Origin of the sequence: Neorhizobium sp. T6_25 (genome assembly GCF_002968555.1) — a bacterium.
Classification (GTDB): domain Bacteria; phylum Pseudomonadota; class Alphaproteobacteria; order Rhizobiales; family Rhizobiaceae; genus Neorhizobium.
The window spans coordinates 189,677-202,359 of sequence record NZ_PVBL01000007.1 but is presented as its reverse complement, the minus strand read 5'-3'; the positions used below and the strand labels follow the sequence as shown (position 1 = coordinate 202,359).

General features: G+C 61.2%; 14 protein-coding genes. 1 reads left to right on the top strand and 13 read right to left on the bottom strand.

From position 1 onward, the window contains the following. Positions 1-9 precede the first annotated feature (9 nt). Positions 10-603 carry an AAA family ATPase gene (locus tag C5L10_RS12215; protein ID WP_245447983.1) on the bottom strand — a complete coding sequence of 198 codons (594 nt, stop codon included), beginning with the start codon at positions 601-603 and terminating at the stop codon, positions 10-12. Between the two features lie 299 nt (positions 604-902). Here C5L10_RS12215 and C5L10_RS12210 point away from each other — a divergent pair, with 299 nt between their 5' ends. After that, positions 903-1,088, top strand: a complete 186-nt coding sequence (locus tag C5L10_RS12210; RefSeq protein WP_037087239.1) for a hypothetical protein — start codon at positions 903-905, stop codon at positions 1,086-1,088. 22 nt (positions 1,089-1,110) lie between these two features. Here C5L10_RS12210 and lipA read toward each other — a convergent pair whose 3' ends face one another. The 12 genes from lipA to C5L10_RS12150 all read right to left on the bottom strand — a co-directional run bounded on the left by lipA (position 1,111) and on the right by C5L10_RS12150 (position 12,592). Next, a complete protein-coding gene (lipA, locus tag C5L10_RS12205) occupies positions 1,111-2,085 on the bottom strand; it encodes a lipoyl synthase (RefSeq protein ID WP_037087242.1) in 975 nt (324 codons plus the stop codon). Positions 2,086-2,122: 37 nt separating this feature from the next. Beyond that, positions 2,123-2,368: a GlsB/YeaQ/YmgE family stress response membrane protein gene (locus C5L10_RS12200; protein WP_037087244.1), complete on the bottom strand. Its 246-nt coding sequence runs from the start codon at positions 2,366-2,368 to the stop codon at positions 2,123-2,125. Positions 2,369-2,442: 74 nt separating this feature from the next. Continuing rightward, positions 2,443-3,888, bottom strand: coding sequence for a dihydrolipoyl dehydrogenase (lpdA, locus tag C5L10_RS12195; RefSeq protein ID WP_105429876.1), 1,446 nt, complete (start codon positions 3,886-3,888; stop codon positions 2,443-2,445). A gap of 61 nt (positions 3,889-3,949) precedes the next feature. Beyond that, on the bottom strand, positions 3,950-4,588 hold the full coding sequence (locus tag C5L10_RS12190; protein ID WP_105429875.1) for an SGNH/GDSL hydrolase family protein: 639 nt from the start codon (positions 4,586-4,588) through the stop codon (positions 3,950-3,952). A gap of 60 nt (positions 4,589-4,648) precedes the next feature. Then, the gene (locus C5L10_RS12185; RefSeq protein ID WP_105429874.1) at positions 4,649-5,992 is read right to left on the bottom strand and encodes a pyruvate dehydrogenase complex dihydrolipoamide acetyltransferase; all 1,344 of its coding nucleotides are present in this window, start codon (positions 5,990-5,992) and stop codon (positions 4,649-4,651) included. A gap of 1 nt (position 5,993) precedes the next feature. Next, complete coding sequence (locus tag C5L10_RS12180; RefSeq protein WP_046608908.1) at positions 5,994-6,287, bottom strand: hypothetical protein; 294 nt, start codon at positions 6,285-6,287, stop codon at positions 5,994-5,996. Positions 6,288-6,299: 12 nt separating this feature from the next. Next, positions 6,300-7,718 (bottom strand): pyruvate dehydrogenase complex E1 component subunit beta, encoded by a 1,419-nt coding sequence (locus C5L10_RS12175; RefSeq protein ID WP_105429873.1) that lies wholly within the window; start codon positions 7,716-7,718, stop codon positions 6,300-6,302. An 18-nt stretch (positions 7,719-7,736) separates the two neighbouring features. Further along, entirely contained in the window at positions 7,737-8,807 is a 1,071-nt protein-coding gene (gene pdhA / locus C5L10_RS12170; RefSeq protein WP_105429872.1) for a pyruvate dehydrogenase (acetyl-transferring) E1 component subunit alpha, read from the bottom strand. Between the two features lie 194 nt (positions 8,808-9,001). Further along, positions 9,002-9,319: a septum formation initiator family protein gene (locus C5L10_RS12165; RefSeq protein ID WP_046669298.1), complete on the bottom strand. Its 318-nt coding sequence runs from the start codon at positions 9,317-9,319 to the stop codon at positions 9,002-9,004. Between the two features lie 162 nt (positions 9,320-9,481). Then, positions 9,482-10,756: a phosphopyruvate hydratase gene (gene eno, locus C5L10_RS12160; protein WP_105429871.1), complete on the bottom strand. Its 1,275-nt coding sequence runs from the start codon at positions 10,754-10,756 to the stop codon at positions 9,482-9,484. A 110-nt stretch (positions 10,757-10,866) separates the two neighbouring features. Next, entirely contained in the window at positions 10,867-11,715 is an 849-nt protein-coding gene (kdsA, locus tag C5L10_RS12155) for a 3-deoxy-8-phosphooctulonate synthase (RefSeq protein WP_105429870.1), read from the bottom strand. Between the two features lie 4 nt (positions 11,716-11,719). Further along, a complete protein-coding gene (locus tag C5L10_RS12150) occupies positions 11,720-12,592 on the bottom strand; it encodes a VOC family protein (protein WP_105429869.1) in 873 nt (290 codons plus the stop codon). Between the last annotated feature and the right edge of the window lie 91 nt (positions 12,593-12,683).

The following is a 12,683-nucleotide window of genomic DNA, read 5'->3' as shown; positions in this document are numbered from 1 at the left end:
GATCCCGAGTTAAGCGTCCGCTCCGATAAGATCAAGAAGCTCGCGCATCTCGGACCTCGATTTCAACATCAGAACCGGCTTTCCGGCCGCGTGCGCTGCCAACCCCGCAAGCACGCGCGGGCCATAGACCTTCTCCCAGGTCCACACGAAGCGGAGGAAATTGAGATCGATCTTTTCTGGGCAGCCGGGCGCCATTTTCGGACGAGTGCCTCCCCTGTTCGTGATCCAGCGGCTCAAAATTCCCCAGACGCACAGCCAGCGCGGCATGCGCACCCAGATGACAAGGTCACTGCGCGGCACCCGAATTTCGAAAGTGGATGTATTGGTGCCGTCCATGATCCAGCGTTCACCGGCAGTCAACTCGGCGATTATGCGGTGCTGTGCGGGCTTGTCCCGCTGCACCCAGCCCGGCAGCCAGAGCACGTCCCGGTCGATCGAGATATAGGCAAGTCCGAAGCGGCGGGCGATCTTCTGCGACAGCGTCGATTTACCGCCGCCGGAACAGCCGATGACCAGAATTCGATCGGCCCCGAGGATCTTGTCTGCCGCCTCGGCAATTCCCACGTAACGGATCGCATTCACGCCAGATTCCATATCCATCATGCTCTCCCGTGAGTGAGTCTCTCGGTATCGTGACTGGCCGTAAACGCCGATGACGACAGGAGGATTTCAATGTCAAACAGACGGCGCTATAGAGATCGCCGAATGCGATTGTGACAGAGCTTTGACAGGGACGTCGGAGGGACCGGCACAACCGCCGTCCATTTGTCGATGTCAGATGGCATTCGGATTAATAAGATTAATGTAGCATCCATCCGGTTGCAGTGATCCAGAGTCGCAAGCGTGCGTACATTTGGTATAGTCAATCGACAGCAGACCGGGCGCAGCCGAAAGAGGCATCCATGGACGATTTCTCGCAGATGATAAAGCTGCTCGAATCCGCAAAGCAGCTTGCAGACATGAACCAGCTCCCCATGCTCGTCTATCTCATTGAAATGGCTAAGGCCGAAGCGCGCGGCCACAGGTTCACGCTGCGAGAAAGAAGACGCGGCCAGGACAAGAGCGAAAAGATCCAGGCAGCCGAATAAGAGCCTGGAACCGGCTGCCGCCCTACTCGGCGGCGGCCAGGACTTTCCTCTCGCGCGCAGCCTTGAGGCGAGCGAAATCGTCGCCGGCATGATGCGAAGACCGGGTCAGCGGGCTGGACGACACCATCAGGAAACCCTTGGAATAGGCCACGGTCTCGTAGGACTTGAACTCCTCCGGCGTGACGAAGCTTTCTACCTTGTGGTGCTTTCGGGTCGGCTGCAGATACTGGCCGATCGTCAGGAAATCGACGTCGGCAGTGCGCAGATCGTCCATCAGCTGCAGCACTTCGTTGCGCTCCTCGCCGAGCCCCACCATGATGCCCGACTTGGTGAACATGGTCGGATCCAGCTCCTTCACCCGCTGCAGCAGCCGGACGGAGTGGAAATAGCGGGCGCCGGGGCGCACCGTCAGATAGTTGCCCGGCACGGTTTCCATATTGTGGTTGAACACATCCGGCTTGGCGGCGACGACGCGCTCCAGCGCACCGGGCTTTTTCAGAAAGTCGGGCGTCAGGATCTCGATCGTCGTTGCCGGCGACGCGGCGCGGATCGCCCAGATCACCTTCTCGAAATGCTCGGCGCCGCCGTCTGCGAGGTCATCGCGGTCGACGGAGGTGATGACCACATGGGACAGGCCCATCTGCTTGACGGCCTTGGCGACGTTTTCGGGCTCTTCCATATCGAGGGCGTTCGGCTTGCCGGTCGCCACGTTGCAGAAGGCGCAGGCGCGGGTGCAGATCTCGCCCATGATCATGAAGGTGGCGTGCTTCTTGTCCCAGCACTCGCCGATATTGGGGCAGCCCGCTTCCTCGCAGACCGTCACCAGCTTGTTTTCCTTCACGATCGCGCGGGTTTCCTGATAACCCTTGGAAACCGGGGCACGAACGCGGATCCATTCCGGCTTGCGCATGATCTCGGTATCGGGACGATGCGCCTTTTCCGGATGACGGACGCGCTTTTCATCGCCGGATGCGATCGTGTCGAGAATGGTGACCATAGATACCTGCTTTCAACCGCTTGGAGCGCGGCTACCGTCAGCGCCTGACGAGTTTGGCGATAAATAGCAAAATGCAGGAGCCGATGAAACCCGCAACCAGGTAACCCAGCCATCCGTCTGCAACATGGATGTTGAACCTGTTGAAGATGCCGTTGGCGAGCACCGCGCCGACAATGCCGATGACGATGTTCATGAAAATGCCAAAGCGGACATCCATCAGCTTGCCGGCGAGCCAACCCGCCAGGCCGCCGATGATGATCGCCGCAATCCAACCTACCTGCATGTTACGCTCCCGTTCCAGACACACTCATATGGGCGATGCCCTGCCATGGAACAATCCCCGGCAGAGCGATCTCGTCAGGCATTCAGCGCCCGGCCATAGGCGTCAAGAACACTTTCCTTCATCGTTTCGGAAATGGTCGGATGCGGGAAGATCGTGTGCATCAGCTCCTCTTCCGTCGTCTCCAGGTTCATGGCGACGACGAAGCCCTGGATCAGTTCGGTGACTTCGGCACCGACCATGTGGGCGCCGATCAGTTCGCCGGTTTGTCTGTCGAAGATGGTCTTGACGAGGCCCTGGTCCTCGCCGAGCGCGATCGCCTTGCCGTTGGCGACGAACGGGAAACGGCCAACGCGGATGTCGCGGCCCTGCTCTTTCGCCTTGGCTTCAGTGAGGCCGACAGAGGCGACCTGCGGATGGCAATAGGTGCAGCCCGGGATTTTCAGCTTGTCCATCGGGTGAACGTTGGGCAGGCCGGCGATCTTCTCGACGCAGATGACCGCTTCGTGTTCGGCCTTGTGGGCGAGCAGCGGCGGGCCGGCGACGTCGCCAATCGCATAGAGGCCGGGCACGTTGGTCTTGCCGTAACCGTCGATGACAATGAAGCCGCGGTCGGTCTTCACGCCCAAGATTTCGAGGCCGATGCCTTCGATATTGGCCTGGACACCGACAGCCGAGATCATCCGGTCGGCGGTGATCTCCTGCGTCTTGCCGTCCTTGAGCTCGATCGTCGCGGTCACCGAGTTGGCACCCTTCACGACCTTGGCGACCTTGGCTTCGAGCAGGATCTTCATGCCCTGGCGCTCGAACTGCTTCTTGGCAAGCGCGGAGATCTCCGCGTCCTCCACCGGCATGACCTGGCTCATGATCTCGACGACGGTGACCTCGACGCCCATGGTGCGGTAGAAGCTGGCGAACTCGATGCCGATCGCGCCTGACCCCATGACCAGCAGAGACTTCGGCATCTCTTCCGGCTTCATCGCCTCGAAATAGGTCCAGATCAGCTTGCCGTCCGGCTCGATGCCCGGAAGCGCGCGCGGGCGGGCACCTGTCGCAATGATGATGTGCTTGGCGTTATAGGTGCCCTCGCCCAGCGTATTCTTCGGGATTGGGCCCTGCGGCTGGACAACCGGTTTGGTCGACTTACCGACAACGATTTCACCGGGCTTGGTGATCCTCGCCTCGCCCCAGATGATATCGACCTTGTTCTTCTTGAACAGGAAACCGACGCCGTTGTTCATGCGGTGCGCGATGCCGCGCGAACGGTCGACGATCGCCTTGACGTCCGGCTTGATCGTGCCTTCCAGCGTCAGGCCGTAGTCCTTCGCATGGCTCGCGGTGTGCATGACGTCGGCCGAGCGAAGCAGCGCCTTGGTCGGAATGCAGCCCCAGTTGGAGCAGATGCCGGCGAGGTGCTCGCGCTCGACGACGGCGACCTTCAACCCGAGCTGGGATGCCCGGATGGCGGCGATATAACCGCCGGGACCGGAACCGATAACGATGACGTCGTAGGATTGAGCCATTGCTTTCCTGCCTTCTCATTGGGGGGCCAGCTCCAAGCGGCCCGCCTCGGGAAATCTTGTTCTACAGCCCCAGCATCATCCGGACGACGGGCTCGAGACCGCGTCCGATGGCTCGGGTATTTTCTGCGTCGAGATGCACGCCGTCGATCGGCGTCGTTCTGGCGACCGAACCCGCATCGAAGAAACCGCAGCCGAGGTCGTCGGCGAGGTCGCGGTAAAGCGAGGCGAGCATGGAAGACTGCTCGACGCCACCCTTGAAGATCGCCGAAAAAATCGGATCGGCGGTCTCGCAGAGCGGCGGCGGCGAAACGATCAGGATATCCGGCGCATCGTAGTCGAACGAATATTCGTGGTGGCGGATCAGCCCCACGAGACGCTGAATGCCGGCACGCGCCGCATGGGCGGCGCCGGCGATCATCGGCTTCATGTCGTTGGTTCCGAGCATGATGATCACCAGATCGAGCGGCATGTGAGTATGCAGCACGGTCGGGAGGTTCTTGACGCCGTTGCGGTCGCAGTCGGCAAGATGATCGTCATAACCCGTCGTGCGGCCGTTCAGGCCCTCGGCGATGACCGTCACGCCGGGACCGAGCGCAGCAGCGAGGACGCTCGACCACCGGTCCTCGAACGCATGCCGGCCGGGTCCTTCCGGGTCGAAACCCCAGGTGAGCGAGTCGCCGAAGCACAGAACGGTTTTCATGGATATGTCTCCGCTTCCCCTCCCTTGCGGATACCTCTCCGCAAGGGCGAGAGAAAACCGTTACACCAGCATCGCCATCGGGTTTTCGATGTAGCGCTTGAAGGCGGACGCGAGTTCCGCACCGAGCGCGCCGTCGATGACGCGGTGGTCGAAGGCGAAGGTTGCCGTCATCACCGTGCCGACCTTGATCTCACCGTTCTTGACGATCGGCTTCTCGACGCCTGCGCCGATCGAGACGATCGAAGCCTGCGGCAGGTTGACGATCGAGGTGAAGTTGGAGACGCCGAACATGCCGAGGTTGGACACGGATGTCGTGCCGCCCTGGTATTCCTCCGGCTTCAGCTTCTTGTCGCGGGCGCGCCTGGCGAGATCCTTCACCTCGTTGGAGATGGAGGACAGCGTCTTCGTTTCAGCCTTGCGGACGATCGGGGTGATCAGCCCGTCCGGGATGGATACGGCCACGCCGACGTCTGCATGCTTGTGCAGCACGCGGGCCGTCGAGGTCCAGGAAGCATTCGCCATCGGGACATCGCGCAGCGCGAGCGCCATCGCCTTGATGATGAAGTCGTTGACCGACAGCTTGAAGGCCGGAACCTCGCCCTTGTCGGTCTTCTTCATCGGCGAAGACTTGTTGATCTCGGCGCGCAGCTTCATCAGCGCGTCGAGCTCGCAATCCATCGAGACGAAATAGGACGGAACCGTCTGGCTCGACTCGGTGAGGCGCGAGGCGATCGTCTTGCGCATGCCATCATGCGGCAGAAGCTCGTACGAACCCTCGGGGAAAAGCTTGAGGACGGTATCGTCTGCCGGCCCCTTGGCGATCGCCGGTGCGGCAGCAGCCTGTGCAGCGGCGGCCGGTGCAGGCTTGGCACCACCGGAAGCGACAGCTTTTTCGATATCGGCCTTGACGACGCGTCCATGCGGGCCGGAACCCGACACGGCCGAAAGATCGAGGCCGGCTTCCTTGGCAAGGCGACGAGCGAGCGGCGAAGAAAAGGGCCTTGCACCACCCGAAGACGCCGGAGCCGGCGCTGCGGCTGCAGGAGCCGGTTCGGACGCCTTTTGAGCCGGAGCGGCTTCCGCCTTCGGGGCGGGAGCAGCCTCGGCCTTCGGAGCCGGAGAAGCGCCACCACCCGAAGAGGCGGCAGCCGAGACATCCTCGCCGTCGGCGGCAAGAATGGCGATCACGGCATTGACCTTGACGCCTTCGGTACCGGCCGCAACGACGAGCCTGGCAACGGTGCCCTCATCGACGGATTCGACTTCCATGGTCGCCTTGTCGGTCTCGATCTCGGCGAGCACGTCGCCAGATTTGACCTTGTCGCCTTCCTTGACCAGCCACTTGGAAAGATTACCCTCTTCCATGGTCGGAGACAGGGCAGGCATGGTGATGTTGATCGGCATTTTAATCCTCCGCCCACACAAGTTCATACTGCGCAAGTTCTTCAGGATGTTCCATTATTCGGGTGACGTCCTCGGACGTCACCTCGATGTATCCAGCAACGTCTTCGAGCCAACCGTCTACCGCACCGATCACACCGATCTCTTCTCGCGGAACGCCGACGATCACTTCGGTGTCCTCAGTCTTGAGCAAGGCCCAAAACACGACTTTTTCCATAACCGGATTGTCTCGCGTTCCAATCACTCGGAACCACGAACCCGAAACAGGCATGATCTGCTTCACAGAAGCTTTCGGCATCAGCCGGACCCCTTATCTGTAGCAGACGGTTTTCACCGCCTGGACGACTTCGCCGACATTCGGCAGCGCCAGCTTTTCGAGATTGGCCGCATAAGGCATCGGAACGTCCTTGCCGGCGATCGTCAGGATCGGCGCATCGAGATAATCGAAGGCCTGCTGCATGACGCGGGTGGCGATTTCGGTGCCGATCGAGTTCTGCGGATAACCTTCCTCGACGGTGACGAGGCGGCCGGTCTTCTTGACCGACTCGATGACGGTCGGCAGGTCCATCGGGCGCAGCGTGCGAAGATCGATCAGCTCGACGTCGATGCCTTCCTTTTCCAGTTCGGCGACCGCCTTCACGGCATAGGTCATGCCGATGCCGAAGGAAACGATGGTGACGTCGTTACCCTTGCGGTGGATGCGCGCCTTGCCGATCGGCAGGACGAAATCGTCGAGCTTCGGCACTTCGAACTGGTGACCGTAGAGGATTTCGTTTTCCAGGAAGACGACCGGGTTCGGATCGCGGATGGCGGCCTTCAGCAGGCCCTTGGCGTCGGCAGCCGTGTAGGGCATGACGACCTTGAGGCCCGGGATCTGGCTGTACCAGGTGGCATAGTCCTGGCTGTGCTGCGCGCCGACGCGGGCGGCGGCACCGTTCGGGCCACGGAACACGATCGGCGCACCCATCTGACCGCCGGACATGTAAAGCGTCTTGGCCGCCGAATTGATGATCTGGTCGATCGCCTGCATGGCGAAGTTGAAGGTCATGAATTCGACGATCGGCTTCAGGCCCGCCATGGCGGCACCGACGCCGACGCCGGCAAAGCCGTGTTCGGTGATCGGGGTATCGACCACGCGGCGGGGTCCGAATTCCTGCAGCAACCCTTGCGTGATCTTGTAGGCGCCCTGGTATTCCGCGACTTCCTCACCCATGACGAAGACGTTCTCGTCGCGGCGCATTTCTTCGGCCATCGCGTCGCGAAGCGCTTCGCGAACGGTGGTCATGACCATTTCGGTGCCGGCCGGGATATCCGGATCGGCGGCCGCCTCGGCCCTGGGCTGGGCCGGGACCTTGGCCGCGGCAGGCGTCTCCTCACTTGCTTCGCGGGCCTTGCCGCCTGCGGCGTCGGACGTTGCAGCCGGCGTATCCGCGTCAGCCTTGGCAGGTGCCGCCGGCTTTTCCGCGCTCATCGCATCGGCGCTTTCGCCATCTTGCAGGAGCACGGCGATCTTGGTGTTGACCTTGACGTTTTCGGTGCCGGCGGCGATCAGCAGCTTGCCGATCACGCCTTCATCGACGGCTTCCACTTCCATGGTCGCCTTGTCGGTCTCAATTTCAGCGATGACATCGCCGGACGTGACCTTGTCGCCTTCTTGCTTCAGCCATTTCGAAAGCGTGCCTTCCTCCATGGTCGGAGAAAGCGCGGGCATCAGGATATCGATTGGCATTGGGTTCCCTCCCCGCGATCAGAGCAGAATGTCGGTGTAGAGCTCGGACGGATCCGGCTCCGGATCGGCCTGGGCGAAATCGGCGCTATCCGAAACGACGTCGCGGATATCCTTGTCGATCGCCTTCAGCTCGTCCTCGGTGGCCCAGCCCTTTTCGATGAGGCGCAGGCGCACCTGCTCGATCGGGTCGTGCTCAGAGCGCATCTTCTGCACTTCGTCCTTGGAGCGATATTTCGCCGGGTCGGACATGGAGTGGCCGCGATAACGGTAGGTGAGCATTTCGAGAATGATCGGGCCCTTGCCGGAGCGGCAGTGCTCGAGCGCCTCGTCGCCGGCGGCCTTCACGGCACGAACGTCCATGCCGTCGACCTGGATGCCGGGGATGCCGAAGCCGGAACCACGCAGCGAGTAGTTCGACTGCGCCGTCGCACGGGCCGTCGAAGTGCCCATCGCATAACGGTTGTTCTCGACGATATAGACGATCGGCAGCTTCCAGAGGGCCGCCATGTTGAAGCTCTCGTAGACCTGGCCCTGGTTGGCCGCGCCATCGCCGAAATAGGCGACCGAGACGCTGTCATTACCACGATACCTGTTGGCGAAGGCGAGACCGGTTCCGAGCGAAACCTGGGCGCCGACGATGCCGTGGCCGCCGTAGAAATGCTTCTCCTTGGAGAACATGTGCATCGAGCCGCCCTTCCCTCGGGAATAGCCGCCCTTGCGCCCGGTGAGTTCGGCCATGACGCCACGCGCGCTCATGCCGGTTGCCAGCATATGTCCATGGTCGCGATAGGCGGTGATAACCTGGTCACCCTCCTGCTGCGCCATCTGCATGCCGACGACGACAGCTTCCTGACCGATATAGAGGTGACAGAAACCACCGATGAAACCCATGCCGTAGAGCTGGCCGGCCTTTTCCTCGAAACGGCGGATCAACAGCATTTCACGATAGGCGTGAAGATCCTGATCCTTGCCGAAATCCGGGGTGTTCTTGCCCGTAAACTCCTTGGCGGAGGCTTTCGAGGCCGATTTGATTGCAGACTTTGCCGCTGGTTTGCGGCCGGATACAGACGCGGTCTTGGTCGGCGCCATTCATCCCTCCCTTTGAGTTCTGCGTTGAGAGCGAGATTACGCCCTGACGGGTATCGCCAGATTCCCACTCTGGTGTCGGGGCGTACCATAGGCAAGAAAAGCTGCCCCAGCAATGCCATAAATGCATGGCTCACATTCCGCGCAACCTATTGAATAGGTTACAGAAATGTAAAATTAACCGAAATCGGGTTAATTTAGAAGTAGTTGTTGAAGATGACGATTTCGTCGCCGCGGGAAATATTCAGCTGATAGCGGGCGATCTCGTCCAGCATGTCCTTGTCGAGCGAACCATCGCTCATCAGCTGAACCTGCCGCTCCAGCGTTTCGCGCCGGGCGGTCAGCTTGGCCAGTTCGCCTGCACGCGCCTGCCGCTGACGCTCGAATTCCTCCGTGGCGATCAGACCGAGATCGCCGTGGATGGAATGATAGCCGAAATAGGACAAAAACGCGACTGTGATGGCGGGAAGGACAAAACGGCCGAATTTTCTTTTCTTATGATGCTTTGTCCACATGCCGCTCTAACGCCTTGCCACGCCTACGGGATCTCAAATCAGATCCGAAACAGAGCTTCAAATTCGCAGAACTTGCTTAAGCAATCGTTGACCAGAATCATGACGCGAAAAAGCCCGCGCTTTTGGCGCGGGCTTTCACGGCAAATTTCGGATCGAAAAGCCTTAGGCTTTCAGGATGCCGCGGCCGGCATAAACGGCCTGCGGACCCAGCATTTCCTCGATGCGGATGAGCTGATTGTATTTGGCAAGCCGGTCGGAACGCGACAGCGAGCCGGTCTTGATCTGTCCGCAATTGGTGGCGACGGCAAGATCGGCGATGGTCGAATCTTCCGTTTCGCCCGAGCGGTGCGACATCACGGCGGTATAGCTCGCCTTGTGTGCCGTCTCGACCGCATCGAGCGTTTCCGACAGCGAGCCGATCTGGTTGACCTTGACGAGGATGGAGTTGGCAACGCCTTGTCTGATGCCGTCGCGCAGGCGGGCCGAATTGGTGACGAACAGGTCGTCGCCGACCAGCTGGCACTTGGCGCCGATCTTGTCGGTCAGGTACTTCCAGCCGGCCCAATCGTCTTCAGCCATGCCGTCTTCGATCGAAATGATCGGGTACTTGGCTGCAAGCTCGGCGAGGTAATCGGCCATGGCTTCCGGCTCGAGCGTGCGGCCCTCGCCTTCCATTTCGTACTTGCCGTTCTTGAAGAATTCGGTCGAGGCGCAATCGAGCGCCAGGCAGACGTCGTCACCAGGCGTGTAACCGGCCTTCTCGACCGATTTCATGATGAAGTCGAGGGCTTCCGACGCGCTCTTGAGGCCCGGTGCGAAACCGCCTTCGTCGCCGACATTGGTGTTATGGCCCTGGGCCGCAAGTTCCTTCTTGAGCACATGGAAGATCTCCGAGCCCATGCGCACGGCGTCCTTCAGCGTATCGGCGCCGACCGGCATGACCATGAATTCCTGGAAGTCGATCGGGTTGTCGGCATGGGCGCCGCCGTTGATGATGTTCATCATCGGCACCGGCAGGACATGGGCGTTAGGGCCGCCGACATAACGGTAGAGCGGCAGGCCGGACGTTTCGGCAGCAGCCTTGGCGACGGCGAGCGAGACGCCGAGGATTGCATTGGCGCCGAGGCGCGACTTGTTCGGCGTGCCGTCGAGCGCGATCATCGTCTTGTCGATATGGATCTGGCTTTCGGCATCGAAACCGCCGATCGCATCGAAGATCTCGGTGTTGACGGCCTCGACCGCCTTTTCGACGCCCTTGCCGTGATAACGCTTGCCGCCGTCACGCAGCTCGACGGCTTCATGCGCGCCGGTGGAGGCGCCCGACGGAACGGCCGCACGGCCCATCGAACCGTCTTCCAGATAGACATCTACCTCGACGGTCGGATTGCCGCGGCTGTCGAGAATTTCGCGGGCGATGATATCGGTGATGGCGGTCAAGGGTCTCTCCCTGGGTTTGGACTTGACGTCACGAGGTCATTGAAAATGTCTCATAATCAATGACACGAAAATTACAATCGAAGCAGTTTGCGCGCTTTTTGTGGGCCGGCTCAAGCCGCCTTGGCGATGGCATCGAGCGCGAGCAGCTTTTCGAGCAGCCGCGGCATGTCCTTCAGATGTACCATGTTGGGGCCGTCCGAGGGCGCGTTGTCCGGGTCCTCGTGGGTTTCCAGAAAGACGCCGGCGACACCGACCGCGACGGCTGCGCGCGCCAGCACCGGCACCATCGTGCGGTCGCCGCCGGTCGAAGCGCCCTGCCCGCCCGGCTGCTGCACCGAATGCGTCGCGTCAAAGATGACCGGAGCGCCGAGCGACGCCATGATCGGCAGCGAGCGCATGTCGGAGACCAGCGTGTTGTAGCCGAAGGAAGCACCGCGCTCGCAGAGCAGCACGTTCGGATTGCCGCTCTGGGTGAACTTGGCAAGCACGTTCTTCATGTCCCAGGGCGCCAGGAACTGGCCCTTCTTGACGTTGATGACGCGGCCGGTCTTGGCGGCTGCGACAAGCAGGTCCGTCTGGCGGGAGAGGAAAGCCGGGATCTGCAGGATGTCGACCGTTTCCGCCACGACGGCGCATTGCTCTTCCGTGTGAATGTCGGTCAGGACCGGAAAGCCGAATTCCTTCTTGAGGTCGGCGAAGATTTCCATGGCGGTTTCGAGCCCGATGCCGCGCTTGCCGGAAATCGACGTGCGGTTGGCCTTGTCGTAGGAGGATTTGTAGACGAGACCTATGCCGAGCTTGCCGCAGAGTTCCTTCAGCACGCCTGCCATCATGAAGGCGTGGTCGCGGCTCTCCATCTGGCAGGGGCCGGCGATCAGCGACAGTTTTGCGTCCTGCGCGAAAACCACCTTGCCGTCTCCCTCGCCGACGGAGACGCTGGAATTTGCGGTAACTTCCATGAACCTATTCCTCGAAGCCGAACAAAACACCCTGGCCGGGCGCCGCCGAGACGAGAACACGGCCCTCCCGGCGGACGAATGCGACGTCATTAGCAGCAAGGGTGATCTCTGTCACGGCAAGATCGGCCGTCTTGAAGATGATCACCCGGCCGTGCAGCCCCTCGGCATCCGGGGTCGACGGCAGGGCGAATTCCGCTTCGAGTTCGTGATCCTGCAGGATGCGAATGCGGGCATTGGCCGCGGCAAGCTCGAGCGATGCAGCCTCCGGCTTGGCCTTTGTCATCAGCACCTGCTCGGCCAGGGGCGCGAAATCGGAGGGCGCCGATGCCGACAGGATGATCTCGCTCAGCCCCATGACCGCATTGGAATGATGCTCCAGTTCGCCGCGATCGGCCGGCAGGGGATTGATCCGCTGGCAGGAAAACATCAGGAAGTCGGGCGCCCGGTCATCACCCGCAAAAGCCAGCCGGAAGCTCGCCTGGGTTTCGGAACCGTCGGCCAAGGTCATCGCGCGGGAGAATTCCAGCACGTCGCCTGCCGAGACGCCACGCATCTTGAAACGCGCGTGATCGGCCATCGCGTCGCGCGTGGCGGCAACGAGCGCAGAGAAGCCCTGCCTGTCGCGTCCCTTGCGGAAAGCCAGATCGCGTGCGGTAAAAACGTTGCCGCGTTTGGCGGCTGCGCTCGCATGACGGCGATTGGCAAGAGCCAGCGGCTCCAGATAGCTGCCATCCGAGAAGAACACACAAGCATTAGCCGTGCCGAAAGGATGAAAAGCATCGGGCGCAACTGTAAAACCAAGCTTCGTGAGCCGGGAACGCGCAGCGGTAAGTCCCGCCACCGGCAGCACGAGATGATCGATTGGTCTTGCGTTCACGCGAGGGCCCCCGGAATTGGAATCGCAAAGCTACTTTGGCAGCGGGCTCGCGCCGCGCAAGTGGTGTGGCTCGAGATATCTGGCACGCATC

Excerpts from the sequence above, each read along its gene's own strand:
- C5L10_RS12185 (WP_105429874.1), bottom strand. The coding sequence starts at position 5,992 with ATGCCGATCAACATCACCATGCCTGCCCTGTCTCCGACCATGGAAGAG.
- C5L10_RS12180 (WP_046608908.1), bottom strand. The coding sequence starts at position 6,287 with ATGCCGAAAGCTTCTGTGAAGCAGATCATGCCTGTTTCGGGTTCGTGG.
- kdsA (WP_105429870.1), bottom strand. The coding sequence starts at position 11,715 with ATGGAAGTTACCGCAAATTCCAGCGTCTCCGTCGGCGAGGGAGACGGC.
- lipA (WP_037087242.1), bottom strand. The coding sequence starts at position 2,085 with ATGGTCACCATTCTCGACACGATCGCATCCGGCGATGAAAAGCGCGTC.
- C5L10_RS12215 (WP_245447983.1), bottom strand. The coding sequence starts at position 603 with ATGATGGATATGGAATCTGGCGTGAATGCGATCCGTTACGTGGGAATT.
- C5L10_RS12200 (WP_037087244.1), bottom strand. The coding sequence starts at position 2,368 with ATGCAGGTAGGTTGGATTGCGGCGATCATCATCGGCGGCCTGGCGGGT.
- C5L10_RS12190 (WP_105429875.1), bottom strand. The coding sequence starts at position 4,588 with ATGAAAACCGTTCTGTGCTTCGGCGACTCGCTCACCTGGGGTTTCGAC.
- C5L10_RS12210 (WP_037087239.1), top strand. The coding sequence starts at position 903 with ATGGACGATTTCTCGCAGATGATAAAGCTGCTCGAATCCGCAAAGCAG.
- lpdA (WP_105429876.1), bottom strand. The coding sequence starts at position 3,888 with ATGGCTCAATCCTACGACGTCATCGTTATCGGTTCCGGTCCCGGCGGT.
- pdhA (WP_105429872.1), bottom strand. The coding sequence starts at position 8,807 with ATGGCGCCGACCAAGACCGCGTCTGTATCCGGCCGCAAACCAGCGGCA.
- C5L10_RS12165 (WP_046669298.1), bottom strand. The coding sequence starts at position 9,319 with ATGTGGACAAAGCATCATAAGAAAAGAAAATTCGGCCGTTTTGTCCTT.
- C5L10_RS12175 (WP_105429873.1), bottom strand. The coding sequence starts at position 7,718 with ATGCCAATCGATATCCTGATGCCCGCGCTTTCTCCGACCATGGAGGAA.